16 protein-coding genes are annotated in these 17,941 nt (G+C 69.1%); 5 read left to right on the top strand and 11 right to left on the bottom strand.

All coding sequences use genetic code 11. The features are described 5' to 3' along the window. Positions 1–108 precede the first annotated feature (108 nt). Positions 109–597: a hypothetical protein gene (locus tag CMO28_RS20545; protein ID WP_296716354.1), complete on the top strand. Its 489-nt coding sequence runs from the start codon at positions 109–111 to the stop codon at positions 595–597. Then, positions 594–1,955: a GAF domain-containing protein gene (locus tag CMO28_RS20540; RefSeq protein WP_296716352.1), complete on the top strand. Its 1,362-nt coding sequence runs from the start codon at positions 594–596 to the stop codon at positions 1,953–1,955. Before CMO28_RS20545 ends, CMO28_RS20540 begins: the two co-directional genes overlap by 4 nt. A 7-nt stretch (positions 1,956–1,962) precedes the next feature. Here CMO28_RS20540 and CMO28_RS20535 read toward each other — a convergent pair whose 3' ends face one another. The 6 genes from CMO28_RS20535 to CMO28_RS20510 all read right to left on the bottom strand — a co-directional run bounded on the left by CMO28_RS20535 (position 1,963) and on the right by CMO28_RS20510 (position 6,730). Further along, positions 1,963–2,487 (bottom strand): GNAT family N-acetyltransferase, encoded by a 525-nt coding sequence (locus tag CMO28_RS20535; protein WP_296716350.1) that lies wholly within the window; start codon positions 2,485–2,487, stop codon positions 1,963–1,965. A gap of 89 nt (positions 2,488–2,576) precedes the next feature. Next, positions 2,577–3,539, bottom strand: a complete 963-nt coding sequence (gene argC / locus CMO28_RS20530) for an N-acetyl-gamma-glutamyl-phosphate reductase (RefSeq protein WP_296716348.1) — start codon at positions 3,537–3,539, stop codon at positions 2,577–2,579. A 108-nt stretch (positions 3,540–3,647) separates the two neighbouring features. Then, entirely contained in the window at positions 3,648–4,496 is an 849-nt protein-coding gene (locus CMO28_RS20525; RefSeq protein ID WP_296716345.1) for a ThiF family adenylyltransferase, read from the bottom strand. Between the two features lie 27 nt (positions 4,497–4,523). After that, entirely contained in the window at positions 4,524–4,976 is a 453-nt protein-coding gene (locus CMO28_RS20520) for a GNAT family N-acetyltransferase (RefSeq protein WP_296716343.1), read from the bottom strand. A gap of 49 nt (positions 4,977–5,025) precedes the next feature. After that, complete coding sequence (locus CMO28_RS20515; protein WP_296716341.1) at positions 5,026–5,808, bottom strand: 2OG-Fe dioxygenase family protein; 783 nt, start codon at positions 5,806–5,808, stop codon at positions 5,026–5,028. Positions 5,809–5,944: 136 nt separating this feature from the next. Beyond that, complete coding sequence (locus CMO28_RS20510) at positions 5,945–6,730, bottom strand: fatty acid desaturase family protein (protein WP_296716340.1); 786 nt, start codon at positions 6,728–6,730, stop codon at positions 5,945–5,947. Between the two features lie 429 nt (positions 6,731–7,159). Between CMO28_RS20510 and CMO28_RS20505 the strand changes: the two genes are divergently transcribed. Both CMO28_RS20505 and CMO28_RS20500 read left to right on the top strand, forming a co-directional pair. Next, entirely contained in the window at positions 7,160–7,822 is a 663-nt protein-coding gene (locus CMO28_RS20505; RefSeq protein ID WP_296716337.1) for a pyridoxamine 5'-phosphate oxidase family protein, read from the top strand. A 5-nt stretch (positions 7,823–7,827) separates the two neighbouring features. Further along, positions 7,828–8,811, top strand: coding sequence for an iron-containing redox enzyme family protein (locus CMO28_RS20500; protein ID WP_296716335.1), 984 nt, complete (start codon positions 7,828–7,830; stop codon positions 8,809–8,811). 17 nt (positions 8,812–8,828) lie between these two features. On the opposite strand, the gene CMO28_RS20495 is transcribed toward CMO28_RS20500, so the two are convergent. From CMO28_RS20495 to CMO28_RS20480, 4 genes are all read right to left on the bottom strand, one after another. Beyond that, on the bottom strand, positions 8,829–9,734 hold the full coding sequence (locus tag CMO28_RS20495; protein WP_296716333.1) for a ferritin-like domain-containing protein: 906 nt from the start codon (positions 9,732–9,734) through the stop codon (positions 8,829–8,831). A gap of 15 nt (positions 9,735–9,749) precedes the next feature. Then, entirely contained in the window at positions 9,750–10,211 is a 462-nt protein-coding gene (bcp, locus tag CMO28_RS20490) for a thioredoxin-dependent thiol peroxidase (RefSeq protein WP_014748285.1), read from the bottom strand. Beyond that, positions 10,208–10,342, bottom strand: a complete 135-nt coding sequence (locus CMO28_RS20485) for a hypothetical protein (protein WP_296716330.1) — start codon at positions 10,340–10,342, stop codon at positions 10,208–10,210. Before CMO28_RS20485 ends, bcp begins: the two co-directional genes overlap by 4 nt. A gap of 62 nt (positions 10,343–10,404) precedes the next feature. Further along, on the bottom strand, positions 10,405–13,245 hold the full coding sequence (locus CMO28_RS20480; RefSeq protein WP_296716327.1) for a bifunctional [glutamine synthetase] adenylyltransferase/[glutamine synthetase]-adenylyl-L-tyrosine phosphorylase: 2,841 nt from the start codon (positions 13,243–13,245) through the stop codon (positions 10,405–10,407). A gap of 233 nt (positions 13,246–13,478) precedes the next feature. On the opposite strand from CMO28_RS20480, the gene CMO28_RS20475 reads away from it, so the two are divergent. Next, the gene (locus CMO28_RS20475; protein ID WP_296716325.1) at positions 13,479–16,877 is read left to right on the top strand and encodes an AsmA-like C-terminal domain-containing protein; all 3,399 of its coding nucleotides are present in this window, start codon (positions 13,479–13,481) and stop codon (positions 16,875–16,877) included. Positions 16,878–16,884: 7 nt separating this feature from the next. Here the strand turns inward: CMO28_RS20475 and CMO28_RS20470 are convergent, their stop codons facing one another. Beyond that, positions 16,885–17,937, bottom strand: coding sequence for an HlyD family secretion protein (locus tag CMO28_RS20470; protein WP_296716323.1), 1,053 nt, complete (start codon positions 17,935–17,937; stop codon positions 16,885–16,887). Positions 17,938–17,941 lie beyond the last annotated feature (4 nt).

The following is a 17,941-nucleotide window of genomic DNA, read 5'->3' as shown; positions in this document are numbered from 1 at the left end:
TGTGTTTCTACGCCGACAGCTGGAACGGCTCTTCCTAAATGCTTGCTAACGGCCGCAGCCGTTTCCTAAAAATCAGAGGGGGAGACGCGCGGGCGGGGGGGCGGAGGCATGATCGACGACGAGGTGGCGGCCGTGCTCGCCGGGCCGCTGATGATCCTGGTCTCGACCAGGGATCCGGCCGGCAGGGCCACGATCGGTCGCGGTTCGGGGATCCTGCGGGACCAGGGCGACGGGCTTGTGGTGCTGATGTCACGCAGCCTCTGGCCGGGGGCGGCTTCGGGCGCCGTCGCCGGCGGGCCGATCGCGGTCACCTGCGCGCGGCCCCACGACTACCGCACCTATCAGATCAAGGGCATGATCACCGCCGTCGCGCCGGCCGGCCCGGCCGATGCGGCCGAGGGCACGGCCTATGTCGCGCGCATGCTGGGGGTGATGGGGGCGCTCGGCGTCAGCCGGCTCCAGCTCTCCCAGACCCTGACCGACCGGGATCTGCTGCGCATCGACATTCACCCGCACGAGGTCTTCGACCAGACCCCGGGCCCGACCGCCGGTCGGTCGCTCGGTGCCGCAAACACGCCCCGGGATGCGCAGCCATGACCGCCGGCCCGGGCCTTGATGCGCTGCCGGGCCTTGATGCGCTGCGCGATGCGCTGGAAGGCATCATCCCCTCGGTCATCGCCCCCCTCGATGCCGACGGCATGCCAAACATCTCCTATCTCTCCCACGTCCACTATGTGGATGCGGGCCATGTCGCGCTGTCGAACCAGTTCTTTTCCAAGACCGCGGCCAATGTCCGCCGCACGGGCCGGGCGACGGTGATGGTGGTCGATGCCCGCACCGGCGGCCAGTTCCTGCTCGACCTGGTCTTCGTCGGTGCCCGAACCACGGGCGAGGTGTTCGAGCGCATCGCCGTCCATCTGGAGGTGATGAGCGCCGCCCAGGGCATGGGCGAGGTGATGCGCCTGCGCGCGGTCGATCTCTACCGGGTGGAGGCGGTGACCCGGGTGGTGGCGGCGGAACCGCTTGAGATGCCGCCACCCCGGCCGCAGGCGCCGGATCATCTGGCGGTCGCGGCCCGGCTTGCCGCCCTGATGGCGGCGGAGCCCGATGCCGACCGTCTGCTCGATCTCACCCTCGATCGCCTGGTTGCGGATCTGGGCATGGGCAATCTGGTGGTGGCGGTTCCGGACGAAACCGGCGGCCTGCTCACCACCATCGCCAGCCGCGGCTATCCGCAATTCGGCGTCGGGTCGGAGGTGGCGCTGGGGGAGGGGGTGATCGGCGTGGCCGCCCTGCGCCGCCGGGTGCTGCGCATCGCCGACATGCGCCGCGGTCAGCGCTATGTCGCGGCGGTCAGGGGGGCGATGGACCGGCCGCCCATGGCCGGGATCCCGTTCCCGTCCCTGGCGCAGCCGCAATGCCAGCTGGCGGTACCGATGATCGCCCAGGGTCGGCTGGTGGGGGTGCTTTTCGCCGAATCGGCCGAAAGCTTCGCCTTCGGCCATACGGAAGAGGCGGTGCTGTCGATCGTGGCGGCAACGCTCGCCCTCGCCCTCGACCGGGCCGAGGCGGAGCGGGGGGAGGCACCAGCGGCCGAGGCACCCGACCCGGCGCCCGCGGGCCGGCGCCCGATCCGGCTGCGCTATTTCCCGCGCGACGGCAGCGTTTTCATCGACGGCGACTATCTGATCCGCGGCGTGCCCGGCCGGCTGCTCCACCATTTCGTCACGGCCTATCTGGCGACCGGGCGTCAGGATTTCACCAACCGTGAAATCCGCCGCGATGCGGCCCTGCGCCTGCCGGATTTCAAGGACAATCTGGAAACCCGCCTGATCCTGCTTCGCCGCCGCCTGGACGAAAAACCCGGCCCCATCACCCTGACCCGCCCCGCCCGCGGCGCCATCCGCCTGGACTATGCCGGGCAGCCGGAGATCGAGGTGGTGGTCGCCGAGTGATGGACGATCACATCTCCGGCGGCACCTCCCGTTCCGACAGCCGGCGCTGCATGAACACCAGGTCCAGCCAGCGGCCGAATTTGGCGCCCACCTGCGGCAGGCGGCCGGTTTCGGTGAAGCCCAGCCGGCGGTGCAGGTCAAGAGAGGCGGTGTTGCCGGCATCGATGCCGGCCACCATCACATGCTTGCCGGCCCGGGTCGCCCGGTCGATCAGGGCCTCCATCAGGGCGCGGCCCAGCCCGCGGCCGCGGGCATCGGGATGAACATAGACCGAATGCTCGACCGTGTGGCGATAGCCGTCGAAGGGCCGCCAGTCGCCGAAGCTCGCATAGCCGGCAACCCCGCCCTCGATCGAGCCGTCTTCGACCACCAGAACCGGATAGCCGGCGTCGTGGCGTGCGGCGAGCCAGCGGCTGCGATCGTCGAGCGTCGCCAGGCGCTCGTTCCAGATCGCGGTGGTGTTGACCACGGCGTCGTTATAGATGGCAAGGATGCCGGGCAGGTCGGCGGCGGCCGCGTCGCGGATAAGCATGGGCTAGGGTCCGGTGCATCTTCCATGATGACAGGGGGTCAACATAGAAGACGCGCCCGGCCCTGGTCCAGGGGGCGATGCAGCCCTCGTCAGGCCGCCTGATTGAGGTTCAGCCGCCCGGTCTGGGTCAGGCCCAGCATCAGGTTCATGTTCTGCACGGCCGCACCCGACGCGCCCTTGCCCAGATTGTCGAACACGGCCGAAAGGACCGCCTGGCCGCGATGATCGCTGCCGAACACCCGGATGGTCATGTCGTTGGTGCCGTTCAGCACCTCGGGCTCCAGCTCCCGGATGTCCGCGGTCTCCGCCAGGCTTTCGACGCCGATATGCGCCTGATCCCGGTAGTGGTCGGTCAGCACCCGGTGCAGATCGGCCACCGCCGGCTGCCCGGGCAGCAGGTCCAGCCGCAGCGGAATCTGCATCACGATGCCCTGGCGATAGCGGCCGATGGCGGGCAGGAAGGTGGGCCGGTGCGCCAGCCCCGCATGCACCCGCATTTCGTCGATATGCTTGTGTTCCAGATGCAGGGCATAGGCGCGCAGCGGCGCGTCGATATGGTCGGCGCGGGTCGGGTCTTCATAGCGTTCGATCAGGCTGCGGCCGGCGCCCGAATAGCCCGAGACCGCGAAGACCGCGACCGGATAGTCCCGGGGCACCAGACCGGCCGCCACCAGCGGTGCCAGCAGGGCGACGGCGCCGGTGGGGTAGCAGCCGGGATTGGTCACCCGGGCGGCGCGGGCGATCAGCCCGGGCTGGTCGGCCGACAGCTCGGGCAGGCCATAGGTCCAGCCGGGCAGAACCCGATGGGCGGAGCTCGCATCCAGAATGCGGACGGCCGGATTGGTGACCAGCGCCACCGCTTCGCGCGCCGCATCGTCAGGCAGGCAGAGAATGGCGAGGTCGGCGGCGTTCAGCGCCTCGGCCCGGCGGGCCGGAAGCTTGCGGTCGGCATCGCTCAGGCTGATGAAGTCCAGATCGTCGCGCCCTTCCAGGCGGGCACGGATCTGCAGCCCGGTCGTGCCGGCCTCCCCGTCGATGAAGATGGTGGGCATCGTGGATCCTCGTCTGTCGGTCCGGCGTCTGCGTTGTGACGTGCTGTACGGTCGGGGGCTCCGGCGGGTAAACCGCTCAGGGGATAATCTACCAGGGCGCTGGTAAAGTCAGCGAATATATCGCGCGGGCGCCTGACGGATCGACGTCACGCCCTGATCGGTGTCGATCTGGACGAAGGCGCCGGCCACGTAATCGATCTGCTGAACCCAGGGCACCGGCCGGAACGAGATCGGATGTCCCAGCAGCCGGCGGATCGCGGTCGAGGTGCTGAGCGTGGTGGCGAGCAGGCACGAGGCGCTGACCGAGGCCACCTTACGCGCTTCGAAATCGAGCTTCGGATCGGTCATGTAGTGGCGGTGCAGCTGTGCCGGGTTCAGGCCCAGGCCGAAATTGATCAGCATCTCCTCTTCGTCCTGGCCGTCATGCAGGTCGAAGAAGCTGTCGAACGACATGCCGTCGGGTTCGAAAAGATGCACCGTCGCGCCGAAGCCGATCGGCCCGGCCACCACCACCGGCAGGTTCCGTCGCCGGGCCTCGGCATACATCAGGCGGCGCGGCTGGATGACGAAATAGTCCATGGCGTCGCAGACCATGTCGACGCCGTCCAGGAAGTCGTCGATCGTTTCGGTCGAGACGCCGTCGAAGACCCGGATGCGCAGCGCCGGGTTGATCGACAGCAGACGTTCCTTCAGCACCTCGGCCTTGGACCGGCCGACGGTGTGGATGGTGGCGCCGAACTGCCTGTTGAAATTTTCAGGCCCGAACTCGTCGAAATCGGCGATCCGGATGCCGCCGATACCCATGCGCACCAGCGCTTCGGCATGGGTGAACCCCACCCCGCCGCAGCCGGGAACGGCGATGGTGAAGGTGCCGAGCCTGTCGAGTTCTTCCTGCGAAACGATGCCCAGCATGCGGGAAAACAGGATGTCGCGATGAAACGGATCGGAAGAGGTCATGGGGAGAGTATCCTCGTGATGGCGATGTCAGGCTGGGCCCAGCGGGCGCAGAAAATGGAAGCCGACGACCTGGAAGCCTTCGCGGAACCAGAATTTCTGGGCGCGGGCATTGGTCACGAAGGTGTCGAGCACCATGGACTCGCAGCCTTCGTCGCGGGCCAGCCCGGCCAGACGGTCCAGCAGAACCCGGCCCGCCCCGCGGGACCGGCGGGTATCGTCGGTCACGAAGTGGTCGACATAGAGAAAGCGGCCATAGCAGATGCGCTCCATGATCCGGAAACCGGAGAGCGCGACGATCTGGCCGGCCTCGCGCATCACCAGGCAGCGCCAGTCGCCGGCGGCGACGCGGGCCAGGCGTGCGGCGATGGTCTCTGCGGGGATGGCCGGGTACAGCCGGGTCAGCAGGGGCAGGATCTCCTCTGGCCGGCTGCGGTCGATTTCGGCAATGCCGTGGGGCCGCGAGGCGGAATGAACCGTCATCACCGGGTCCTCCTTCCGGGGCGCCGGGGCGCCGTGGGTGTCCGGGGCATCAGGGCACGTAGAGCTGATCGGCGGCCGTGTCCGCGTGGTAGAACTCCACGACGATCACGTCGCGGGTCCCCCGCCCGGTACCGTCTGCGGGCAGCACCGGCGTGGCGTCGTGATAGGTCCGCTCGTCCAGCAGCAGAACGAAATCACCCGGCCGTTCCAGAACGCGGCTGAGCAAGGGGCGCCGGTCGTCGTCGTGCACGCTGTTCACGGCGCCGGTCACGTTCCGCCGGGCGATGCCCATGATCAGCGAGTAGCGCACCCCGTCGCGATGCAGGCCTTCGGGGACGGGCAGGCCGGTCTGTACGGGGTCGGTTTCGGTACGGTTCAGATAGACGTTGATGTCCCAGCTGGTGACGCCGTCCACCAGGCCCAGCACGGTGGCGAAGCCGTCGAGCAGCGCGACGAAGGCCGGGTTGGCGATCGTCTGGGGCAGGATCGGCTCGAAATGGCGCAGCATCCCGCCGTTCAGCGGGTTGAGGTGAAGCGGCTGGGCATAGGGGGCATGCGCCTTCAGGCGCAGCCGGCCCCGGCCGGCGCCGTTCTCCCGGCTGTGGTGGAAGCGTGAAAACCGGCGGCGGCGATAGGTGCCGCCGTCATTCATGTAGCGGTCGACCGGCAGATCGTCCCAGGCGGCGCTGAGCGCGGCCCAGTCGTCGGTGGTGGTGACCGGCGTGATGCTGATCTCGTCCAGCGAGGACGAGACGGCAAGGCTGTCCGGCAGAGAGAGGAAAACCTCGGGAACGAAGGACGGTGTTGTCGTTGGCAGCGGCGCATCGGGCATGAAGGGGCAAGCCATTCGCAGGATGGTGAAGAGGTCTGCGGGGGCGGGACGACCGGCGGGGGTGGGCAGAAGACGGGAGTGGGCAGAAGACGGGAATGGGCAGAAGACGGGAATGGGCAGAAGACGGGGGGGCGGATCAGGCGGTGCGGGCGGTGCGGCCGAAGATTTCGGCGAAGAAGCGGCCATAGAACGCGCGATATCCCTGGTCGCGGTTCACGATCCGCGGGCCGATCCGTTCGTGCAGGGTGCGCAGGGATTCCACCGGCAGCCCGGCCTGGTAGTGATGCTCCACATGAAGATTGTTGCCGTTGGTGAACCAGGTCATGAACCGGTTGGAGGTGATCGACCTGGTGTTGGTGAAGACGTCGGGCGTGCTGCGATCGCAGCCATGATGCTCGGGCAGTTCCACCAGCGCATGGACCGGTCCGGCAATCAGCACCAGCGGCAGCAGCCAGCCGGTCAGGAAGATCAGCGGATCGATCGCGATCGAAGCGGCGACCAGTGCCAGAATCATCACCGCCATGGCCCGGTATTCGGTCCCGGCATAGCGGGCCGCGCGGGACGGCAGATCGGGATCGTTGCGGAAGGTCACGGCCCTGAAGATATTCGCCCCGGCCCGCTGATAGTGCTTGAGGATCAGAAAGTGGACCGCGAGTGCGCGCATGCTGATGCGTGAGATGTCGCCATAGTCCCAGAATTCCCGGTCCGCCGGCGTACCGAGTGCCCGGTGATGGTGAAGGTGACTGGCCCGGTAGGCACTGAAGGATACCAGCATGGGCAGCCCCATCAGGGCGCCGGCGATCCGGTTGGCCAGACGTCCCGAGAACGCCGTGCCGTGCAGGGCCTGGTGGCTGAGTTCCACGCCATGAACCATGCCGAGGGCCAGCAGGATCTGAAACGGCAGGATATAGGGCAGCGGCATCGTCACGCTTCCCCAGAAGCCGACACCCATCATCAACCCCCAGGCGAAAAACTTAAGGGCAAAGATGGTATTCGACGGCGTTCGCCGGATCCCGGACAGGTCCTCGTTACGCCCGGCTCTTGCCGTATGCATCTCTGACATGTTCGTCCCCATAAATAAAAACCGCCGTGTCGTGCATTTAGCGTCAGACATGAGAGTCCGATCATTGAGTCAACGTGCAAGCATGACTCATGATTCTGAATGTGTACTCTGATGTGTACTGACGATATCGCGGCTGCAAAAAATGAATGACGGATTTTGACTCGGTGAGTCAAGGAAATTGACTCTTTTGGTTGAATTTTAGGAATTGAAAAAAATCTATAAGGGAGTAATGATGCACTGCGATATGAGGGGCGATGCCGGAGCACGCGTCGGAGGGGGAGTTATCCCATGTCGCAGAATTTCTACCATGACGGGAGCCGCCGCCTGCAGGACACCTTCGACTCCCGGCGTCTTGCGGACCGGCTCGAAAGCGCCCGCATGCATGTCACCTGGTCGCAGAGCGACCGGGAGATCATCGCCGCCGCCGCCTTCTTCTTCCTTGCCACGGCGGATGCCGACGGACGGCCCGACTGCTCGATCAAGGGCGGGATGCCGGGCTTCGTGACGCTGACGGCGGACGATCGGCTGGAATTCCCCGATTATGATGGCAATGGCATGTACAGATCGCTGGGAAACATCCTGGTCAATCCGCATGTCGGACTTCTGTTCGTCGAACTGACCGGGGAGCGCCGCAAGCTTCGGATCAACGGCAGGGCACAGGTGATCGAAGACCCGGCGCGGGTCGCCCGCCACCACGCCGCCCGGCTGGTGGTGGAGGTGACCGCCGGCCACATCTTCCCGAACTGTCCCCGCTATCTCCCCGAACTGGTCGATGCGGAGAGGGCGGCCTCGGAGAAGGCCGGCATCCTGCCGTCGGTTTACGCGCCGCGGCCCGGCTATCTGCCGCCCGAACCGCTGTGGAAGAGCAAGCCCGACCTCAAGGAGGTCCTGCCCGCCGCCCGGCCACCGATCGGGGCCCATGATGGCGTCGACGACCCCACCCGGAAGTGAGATCCATGCATATCGCGAACAGGCTGGACACCCAGCGCCGTCTGAATGCCTTCTACCTGCGCGAGATGGCGCCGGCCCATCGCGCCCACGAGGTGCCCGTACATCCGGCGGAATTCCGGCGGATTCACGAAATCGAGGCGATGTGGAACGCCTATGAGGAAAGCCGCATCGATCTGAGCGATCTGCCGGCGGATGCCGAGGGTTTTGCCGCCTGGTATTTCGAGGTTCACAAGCGGCATTGCCGCGAGGTCGCCCCCTTCTTCGACTACATCGCCGAGGCGGCGCCCGCCGAGGCGATGGCCTTCTACATCTGCCTGGAAGAAGAGGTGGACGGTCGTTTCGACGATGTCGTGGCCCTGGCGCAGCTGGGGCTGGGCGGCGATATGAAGCTTGCCCTGGCCGAGAATTTCTGGGATGAGATGGGTAATGGCCGCCTGGAAGACATGCACACGGTGATGTTCTGCCGGTCCTCGGCCTATATGCGCGACATCCTCGATCGGGCGGGCATCGACGTCCGGGATCAGGTCCCGGCCTCGGCCCTGAAGAACGGCAATCTGCTGCTGATGTACGCCTTGCGGCGGCGCCATGCCGGCCGGCTGCTGGGGGCGCTCACCATCCTTGAGCACACCGCACCCTGGCGTTTCTCCCGGACCGTGCGCGGCATGCGCCGCCTCGGCATGCCGGAAGATGTGATCCACTATCACGACCTGCATATCGCGATCGATGCGGGCCACGGCCGGGACCTGATCCGGCGTGTGGTTCTGCCGCTGCTTGCGGACCATCCGGGGCTGATCCGCGAAGTCGCGATCGGCTGCCTGATCCGCTATCGGGTGGCGGTGGACTATTACGACGGCATCGCCCGGACCCTGTCGCAGACCGGTTTTGCGGTGCCCTGGCGGGCAGGGGAGCCGGCACCGGCTGCCGGTGCCTTCGACGATCAGGCCTTCCGCCGCGAATTTCCCGAGGCGGGGCTGATGGAAGCCTCGTGATCACCGGGGGCGGGGCATCACCGGGCGTGGGGGCGGGCGTCCTTCTCTTCCCGCGCCTCGCCCGTGCGCATCTCCGCCAGCGGCTCGTAATCTTCCGGCACCATGCCGGCGCGGGCGCGGGCATCGGCATTGAAGGGCGGTTTCACCCGGCCCGGGAACAGGCGGCGGACACGGTCGTGGAACAGGGCCCGTGCGGTGGTGCCGCGGGCGGCCGCGACATGGGTCAGCCAGCGCAGCCCGGCGGCGACATGGCCGACCTCGTCGCGATAGATCACGCGCAGCGCATCGGCCGAAGCGGTGTCGCCGAAGTCGTCCAGCCGGCGGATCATATCGGGGGTGACGTCCAGGCCGCGGGCCTCCAGCACCATCGGCACCACCGCCAGCCGGCCGGTCATGTCGTGGGCGGTCGCCATCGCCGCTTCCCACAGCCCGTCATGGGCGGGCAGGTCGCCATAGGCCGCGCCCAGCGCTTCCAGCCGGTCGGCGACCAGCCCGAAATGGCGCGCCTCGTCGTCGGCGATGCCGACCCAGTCGTCGACGAAGCGCCGGCAGACCGTCTCGTCCGCATCGATCTCCGCACCGAAGCGTGCCGCCATGTCGACCGCCAGATCGATGGCGTTGAACTCGATATGGGCGAGCGCATGCAGCAGCCGCACCCGGCTGGCGACGCTGCCGCCGCGGCCGCGCTTGGGCATGCGCGCCGGCGGCAGCAGAACCGGGCGCTCCGGCCGGGCCGGGCGCAGCGGCAGCGCCGCCGCCCCGCCATCTGCCGGGGTGGCCGTGGTCGGGGCAGCCAGGGTCGGGGCAGCCAGGCGTCCGGCCCGCCAGTCCGCCGCCAGCGCCCGCGCCGCGGCGGCCTTGGCGCGGGGCTCCGCGGTCAGCAGAACCCCGATAGCGGCGGGGATAAAGGCAGCTGTGGTCACGGGATGCGTCACCCGTCAGAGCGCGTCGATGGCCGCCTTCACGGCCTCGGCATGGCCGTCGACCTTCACCTTGCGCCAGATCTTCCGCACGGTGCCGGTGCCGTCGATCAGGAAGGTGCTGCGCTCGATGCCCATCGACTTGCGGCCATACATGTTCTTCTCGACCCAGACGCCATAGGCCTCGCAGACCGCGCCGTCGGTATCGGCCGCCAGTGGGAAGTTCAGGTCGTATTTGGCCTTGAATTTGTCATGGGCGGCGACGCTGTCCTTCGAGACGCCGATCACCACCGCATCCAGCTTTTCCAGCGCCGGATGCAGATCGCGGAAGGCGCAGGCCTCCTTGGTGCAGCCGGGCGTGTCGTCGCGCGGGTAGAAATAAAGCACCACCGTCTTGCCCGCGAGGGCGGCCAGCGACACCTCGCCGCCGCCATCGGTGGGCATGGTGAAATCCGGGGCCTTGGCGCCTTCCTCGATCATCGTTTCGTCTCCATCGCGGTCTTGGGGTCCGCCCCGGCATCCGCCGCGCCTTCGGCCTTCACCCGGGCGGCGACATCGGTGACGTAGCGGTCGAAATGGGCGTGCACGCGCGCCTGGCAAGAGCGGAGCACGTCACCGATCGCCTCGGCATCCGCGCCCTCGTCGAGGCGCGCGGCGCGGGCGAGGGCGGCGATCAGCCCCGGGGCGCCGTCCGGCCGTCGAAGCGGCCGGTGACGGTCAGCCGGAGCAGGCCCAGCATGCGCCGCTGAAGCCTTACCGCATCGGCAAGCATCGCGCCATCCTCGATCAGCCCCAGCTCCCCCGCCCGGGCCAGCACCAGGGCCGTGTCGCCGAGCAGCAGCCCGGGCATGTCCGGCCCGTGGATCAGCTGCAGCTGCTGGGCCAGAAATTCCAGATCGACCAGCCCGCCGCGGACGTGTTTGACCTGCCAGCAATCCTCGGTGCCGTGTTCCTGGGCGATCCGGCGGCGCATATCCGCCACCTCGACCACCACCCGGTCGGCATCGCGGGGGGTGAGCAGCACCTCGCGCACCACCTGGTTCAGATCCTGCGTCAGGCTGTCGTCGCTGGCCGCCACCACCCGGGCGCGGGTCAGCGCCATATGTTCCCAGGTCCAGGCATCCTCGCGGTGATAGCGGCGGAAGGCATCCAGATGGCTCGCCACCGGCCCCGACGAGCCCGAGGGTCTGAGCCGGGTGTCGATTTCGTAAAGCCGGCCTTCTCCGGTCAGTGCCGAGATCGCCGAGATGAAGCGTTGGGCAAGGCGGGCATAGTAGTGCGACGGCCCCAGCGGCCGGCTGCCATCCGATCCGGCCTCGCCCGAGGCGTCGTAGACGACGACCAGATCCAGGTCGCTGTCGATCGACATCTCGCGCGATCCCAGCCGCCCCTGGGCCAGGATCGCGATCCGTCCGCCGGGCATCCGGCCGTGGGCCTGGGCGAATTCGTCCAGCACCCGCGGCAGCAGGGCGCCGATCACCGCATCGGCGATGGCGGTCAGCACCGGGGCTGCGGCATCGGCATCGGTCAGCCCGCGCAGGATGTGCACCCCCACCTGGAACTTGCGCTCCCCCGCCCAGCGGCGGGTGATGTCCAGCGTGTCTTCATAGTCGATCGCCCGCGACAGCACCCGCTCCAGATCGGCGGCCAGCGCCTCGGGCGTCGCCAGTTCCGAAAAGAAATCGGGGTCGAGCACGGCTTCCAGCAGCGACGGCCGGCGGGCGAGCTGTTCCGACAGTTTGGGTGCGGTCCCCATGGCCTCGGCCACCAGTTCCAGCAGTTCGGGGTTGCTGTGGAACAGGGCGAAGATCTGCACGCCCGAGGGCAGTTCGCCCAGGAAGGCGTCGAAGCGCATGAAGGCCGCATCGGGATCGCCGGTCCCGCCCAGGCGGGAGAGCAGTTCCGGCATGATCTCGGTCAGGATCTGGCGGGCGCGGCCGCTGCGGGTGGCGCGGACCCGGCCGCGATGCCATTCGCGCACGCGGGCGCCCACGCGCGACGGCTCGCGATAGCCCATCCGCTCCAGGGTCTCGATCGTGTCGGGGTCATCCTCGGTGCCGGTGAAGACCAGGTTGCCCTCGGCGGTGCCAAGCCCCGGCGCGTCGTCGAACAGTTCCGCATAGGCCTTCTCCACCCCCTTCAGCGTGTCGAGCAGCACCCGGCCGAATTCGGCCGGGTCTTCGAAGCCTGAAAACGCCGCCACGCGGGCGAAGGCGGCCTCGTCTTTGGGCAGGGAATGGGTCTGGGCGTCGTCGACCATCTGCAGCCTGTGCTCGATGGTGCGCAGCAGCCGGTAGGCGGTCTTCAGCCGTGCCGCCACCGGCGCCTCCACCCGCTGTTCGGCGACCAGCGCATCCAGCGCCGCCTCGGTCGCGCGCGCTCTCAGCGCCGGGGAGCGGCCGCCGAAGATCAGCTGCTGGGTCTGGCAGAAGAATTCGATCTCGCGGATGCCGCCGCGGCCGAGCTTCAGATTGTGGCCGGGCAGGGCCAGCCCGTCGCCCGAGCGATGGGCGTTGATCTGGCGCTTGATCGAATGGATGTCGGCGATGGCGTAGAAATCCAGGCTCTTGCGCCAGACGAAGGGCGTCAGCCGCTTCAGAAACAGCTGGCCGGCGGTCTCGTCGCCGGCCACCACCCGGGCCTTGATCATCGCGGCCCGTTCCCAGTTCTGGCCGACGCTTTCGTAATAGACCTCGGCCGCTTCGGCCGAGAGCGCAAGCGGGGTGGAGGCCGGGTCCGGGCGCAGGCGCAGATCGGTGCGGAAGACATAGCCTTCGGCGGTGCGCGCCTCCATCAGCTTCACCAGATCGCGGGCGATGCGGGTGAAAACCGGCTGGGGGTGGCGGTCATCGGCCATCTGCACCCGCTCGGGCTCGTAGAGCACGATCAGGTCGATATCCGAGGAATAGTTCAGCTCGCAGGCGCCGAACTTGCCCATGCCCAGCGCGAAAAGCCCGCTCGTCGGCCCCGGATCCTCGGGGGTGTCCAGCCGGATCTCGCCGCGCCTGGCCGCATCGCGCAGCAGATGGGCGAAGGCCGCCTGAAGCGCCGCCTCGGCGGTGTCGGAAACGGCGCCGGTCACCTCGGCCAGCGACCAGATCCCGGCCAGATCGGCCAGCCCGATCACCAGCGCGGCCCGCCGTTTCAGCCGGCGCAGCTCTGCCATCACCTGCGCCTCGGTGCCGCCCTGGCGTTTCAGCGCCTCGAAACCCGCGCGGATCTCGTCGAAGGCCGCCACGGGGCCAAGGCGCACGGTGCGCGCCAGAACCGGCGCCTCGATCACCGCCAGCTGGGTCAGATAGGCGCTGCCGCAGGCCATGCCGTCGATCAGTCGCCGGCCGGTCGGATCCTCCAGAAACGCCCGAAAGGCGGCCAGATCGTCCGCCGCATCGCCTTGCGCCTCGCCCAGCCGTTCCAGGATGCGCTCGCGGGCGATCGCGGCGCGGTCGGGGTCGGCCACGACCGGCAGGCGATGGCCCGGGGCGGCGTCGAGCAGGGGCGAAGCGGCGGTCATGCGGGGGCTTCCGGTACGGGCGCAGCCAGGGGCGCGGGGGTGGGGCAGGGATGACACGTAATGATCACGCAAGCAGGCCATGCGACCATGCGACGGACACCGTCTTGGCGCTTCGCGCGACCGGCATTACCTGCTAGACACCGGATCATAACCCCTGCCGGGACGCAAGACCCGGTGCATCGCCTCCACTGCCGCCTGCCGCCGGCCCATCAGGACAGTAAGGACGCGCCCGCATGATCGTCAGGATCTCGACCTGGGTCGTCCGTCTTGTGCTCGGGCTGCTGCTGGTCGTCATTCTGGCGCTGGCGGCTGCGGGCTTCCGGCTGGCCGCGGGGCCGGTCGATCTGGGGCCGGCCGGGCCGTGGATCGCCGACCGGCTGGAACTGGCCGAGGGCCGCTTCCGGATCGATGCCGGCGAGGCCCGGCTCTCGCTCGACGCCACCAATGTCGCCCTCACCCTGGCGGTCGAGGACGTCCGGATCATCGACCGGTTCAACCAGCCGGTGCTGCGCCTGCCCGGCCTTCGGATCGGGCTGTCGGTCGGCGACCTGATCGCCCAGCGCATCGTGCCCACGGTGCTGGAGGTGACCGGCGTCGAACTGGCCGTCCAGCGCGCACCCTCGGGCGAGGTCTCGCTGGCCCTGCTCGATGCGGCGCCGCTCGAACGTGCCCGGGCGCCCGAAGACGGGCTGCCGATCGCGCAGCTGAGGCCGCTTTTCGATGCCGATGCGCCGCTGCCCGAGCCGGTGGCACCCGATCCGGAACTCCGCGCCGCCGACCCCGCCGCTCCGCCGGTGCCGGCCGAACCCGCCTCCGATGTCGACCGGCTGCGCGGCTGGCTCAATCAGATGACCGACCCGGGCGCCTGGGCGCTGGACATGACCCGGGTGCAACTGGTCCGTGTGGCGGCGGTGGACGTCACCTATCAGGATGGCGTCGCCGGCTTTTCGGGCCAGGTTTCCGGTCAGGATCTGCGCCTGATCCGCGAGGGGGAGCGGATCCGGGTCGCGGTCGAGCTGTCGGGCGACGTCGCGGGCGAGGCGGTCGGCGCCTCGCTGGGCGGCGTGGTCATCCCCGATCAGGGTGCGGCCGATCTGGACCTGACCATCCATCCCACCCGCGTCGACCGGATTGCGGCCGTGCTCGGCCTGCCGGCGCCCTTCGACGGCCTCGCTTTGCCGCTGCAGGGGGTGGTGGAGATGAAGATGGCCGATCGTCGGATCGATCGGCTGCGCCTCCATGCCACGGCGGGGGCGGGAGAGGTCGACTGGCCCGGCGTCATCGCCCGGCCGCTGCCGGTGGAGCGGGTCGTGCTCGCCGCCGATCTCACGGAAGACGGCAACCGCCTGGAGGTCACCCGTGCCGATCTCCGCCTGGCCGACGGTGCTGCACTCGGCGGCAGCGTCACCGTCACCGGGCTGAACGGCCCGGCCGCGGGGCTCGGCATCTCGGGCGGGATGATCGGCGGCGATCTCGCCGTCGACGATATCGACCGCTACTGGCCGCTCGGCCAGCAGGAGGCGGCGCGCGACTGGGTGATTTCGCGGGTGCGCGGCGGCCGGGTCGACGGCGTGTCGGTGGTGCTCGACATCCGCCCGGGCATGCTGGGGGCCGACGGGCATCTGGCGCCTTCGGCCATTCAGGGCGATTTCGCCTATCGGGGCATCTCGGTCGATTATGAACGGCCGCTGCCGCCGGCGCGCGATCTGGCCGGCACCGGCAGTTTCGATCTCCGCGGCCTGCGCTTCAATCTGAAGGATGGCGGCCGTGCCGGCGATACCGGGCTCCGTCTCGGTGCGGCCCGGGTCGCCATCGAAGGCTTCGGCGTCAAGACCGAGCCCACAAGGGTGGAGTCGATGATCCCGATCTCGGGCCCGGTCGCCGATGCGGTGCGCGTGCTCGCCATGCCGCCGATCGAATTCGTCGACCCGGCCCTGTCCAGGCCCGAGGGGTTGGAGGGGCGCACGGATATCGATCTCACCCTCCAACTGCCGCTCGGCCAGGACAAGCCCGATGTCCGCTATACCGCCCGCGGCCGGATCGAGGCGCTGGCGCTGCGCAACGCGGTGCTCGGGCTCGACATGGCCGAGGGCAGTTTCGCGGTGGCGGTCGACAATGCCCAGGCGCGGCTGACCGGCCGGGCGGCGATCGGCGGTGCGCCGCTCGACATCGACTGGCGGCAGGCGATTGCCGCGCGCACGGATTGGGAGCGGCGGGTGGATGTCGCGGGCACGCTGGACGAGGCGGCCCGCAAGCGTGCCGGCTTCGACCTGGATCCCTATCTCACCGGCCCGATCGGCCTGAAGCTTGCGGTCGAGGTGCCGCGCGGCAAGCCCGACGAGCCGGTCATCCAGGTCGATGCCGATCTGGCCCGGTCGCGCCTCGCCATCCCCGATATCGGCTGGTCCAAGCCCGCCGGAACCGCCGGGCAGCTGACGGCCACGGTCCATCCCCACGCCGTGCCGGGCGGTGCGGGTCCGGGCGGCGAAGTCATCGACATCCGCGATCTGCGTGTCGAGGCGGGCGATCTCTATTCGCTCGGCACGCTCAGGGTGGCGGCGGGCCGGCTGCTGGAGGCGAAGATCGCGCGCTTCGATCTGGGCGACAGCCGGCTGCGGATCGATTATCGCGCCGGCCGCGACGGTGCGGCCGACAGGGTCTCGCTGGCCGGGCGGATGCTCGATGTCGAACCGCTGATCGACCGCAAGGGCGGCGAGACGGCCGCCGATCTCCGCGATCCGGCGGCACCGCCGAAGCGGATCGATCTGGAACTGGCGCTCGATCGGGTGCGGATCGACGATGAACGGCATCTGGACCGGGCCCGCGGCTCGGTCTCGATCGCGAACGGCCACTGGCGCGAGGCGCGGCTGCAGGCGGTGCTGCCGGTGGCGCCGGAAACCGCGGCGGCTGCCGGCAATCGCGGGCCGGGCATGGTGTCGGTCGCGATCGGTGGCGGTGCCGCCGCCATCGGCGGCCGGACCATCCGGCTGGAGACCGACCGGATGGACGATCTCATAGCCTTTGCCGGGCTGCGTGGCCGCATTGCCGGCGGATCGATGGTGATCGACGGGGTGATCGACGACAGCGTCGCCCATGATCTGATCCGCGGCCATCTGGTCGGCCGCGACTATCGCCTGCAGAACGCGCCCGCCATCGCCCGCGCCCTGGCGACGGCCTCGCCGGCCGGGGTGTCCGACAAGCTGGGCGGGCGCGACGGTATCGCCTTCAGCGTGCTCGACGGCGATTTCGTCTACGAGGACGGGGTCGTCACGCTGTCCGAGGCCCGGGCCCATGGCAGCGAGGTCGGCGTCACCGCCTCGGGGCAGATCGATATCGACGGCGGCACCATCGACATGGCCGGCACGCTGGTGCCGCTCTATACCCTGAACAGCGCCATCGGCCGCATCCCGGTGATCGGCGATCTGCTGGTGGGGGAGGAGGGCAGCGGCATCTTCGCCGCCACCTATCGGCTGAAGGGGCCGCTCGACGACCCGGATGTCAGCGTCAACCCGCTCGCCGCCCTGGCACCTGGCTTTCTGCGCAACCTGTTCGGCGCCATCGCCGACGGGGTGACGGGCAAGGCCGGCAGCCCGCCGACCGGCACCGATCCCAAGCCGGACTTCAATCGTTGATGGCCGATCAGCCGCGGCCGGCACCGCCGTCGGTATCGACCCGCACCACCACCGACAGCCCCGGTGCCAGACCGTCCAGCGCCGGCTGGTCGCCGTCGATCGCGATCCGGACCGGCAGGCGCTGCGCCACCTTGGTGAAGTTGCCGGTGGCGTTGTCGGGCTTCAGCACCGCGAATTCCGAGCCGGTGGCGGGGGAGAAGCGCTCGATCCGCCCCCGGAAGCTCTGGCCGGGCAGGGCATCGACGGTGAACGAGACCGGCTGACCGGGCCGCATGCCGCTGAGCTGGGTTTCCTTGAAATTGGCGATGATCCAGCGATCGGCCGGCACGATCGCCGCCAGCTGGGTGCCGGCCGTGACATACTGGCCGAGCCGGACACCGATCTCGCCCATCCGCCCGTCGACCGGCGCGGTGATCCGGGTATTGTCGAGGTCGATCCGCGCCAGCCGCACCGCCGCGCGTGCCGCTTCCACCGCCGCGTCCAGCGTGCCGCGGCCGACGATCACGCTCTGGAGATCCTGTTTCGCCACCTCCACCGCCGCCTCTGTCTGGGCGAGGGCGGCGGCCGCCTGGTCGCGGGCGGCGTGGGCGGCATCGGCCGCGGCGCGCGTTGCGGCGCCGCGGGTGATCAGCGCATCCACCCTGCCCGCATCGGCGCGGCTGCGGGTCAGGGCCGCCTGCGCGCTGTCGACCGCCGCTTTCGCCGAGGCGATGCGCGCCTCGGCGGCAAGCCGGTCCTGATCGGCATTGGCCAGCGCGGCCTGCCTGCCGGCCAGCTCCGCCTCGGCCTGCTCCAGCCGGCGGGCATAGATCCGGTCGTCGATCCGCACCAGCACCTGGCCGGCCCGGACCGTCTCGAAATCCCTGACCGCGATATCCGTCACATAGCCCGAAAGCTGGGGGGCGAGCAGGGTGACCCGGCCGCGGATATAGGCGTTCTCGGTGACCTCGACGCCGCTGTCGAAGGGCGGCAGCCGCCAGGCGTAAAGGACGAGCAGCGCACCTGCAAGGCCGGCGGCGAGGATGATCAGAGTCTTGAAATGGAAGATTTTCTTGGCCATGGGG

Origin of the sequence: Tistrella sp. (assembly GCF_002684955.1) — a bacterium.
In the GTDB taxonomy this organism is placed as follows: domain Bacteria; phylum Pseudomonadota; class Alphaproteobacteria; order Tistrellales; family Tistrellaceae; genus Tistrella; species Tistrella mobilis.
Note: the sequence above shows the minus strand (reverse complement) of the source record. Positions and strands in the feature narration are given on the sequence as shown.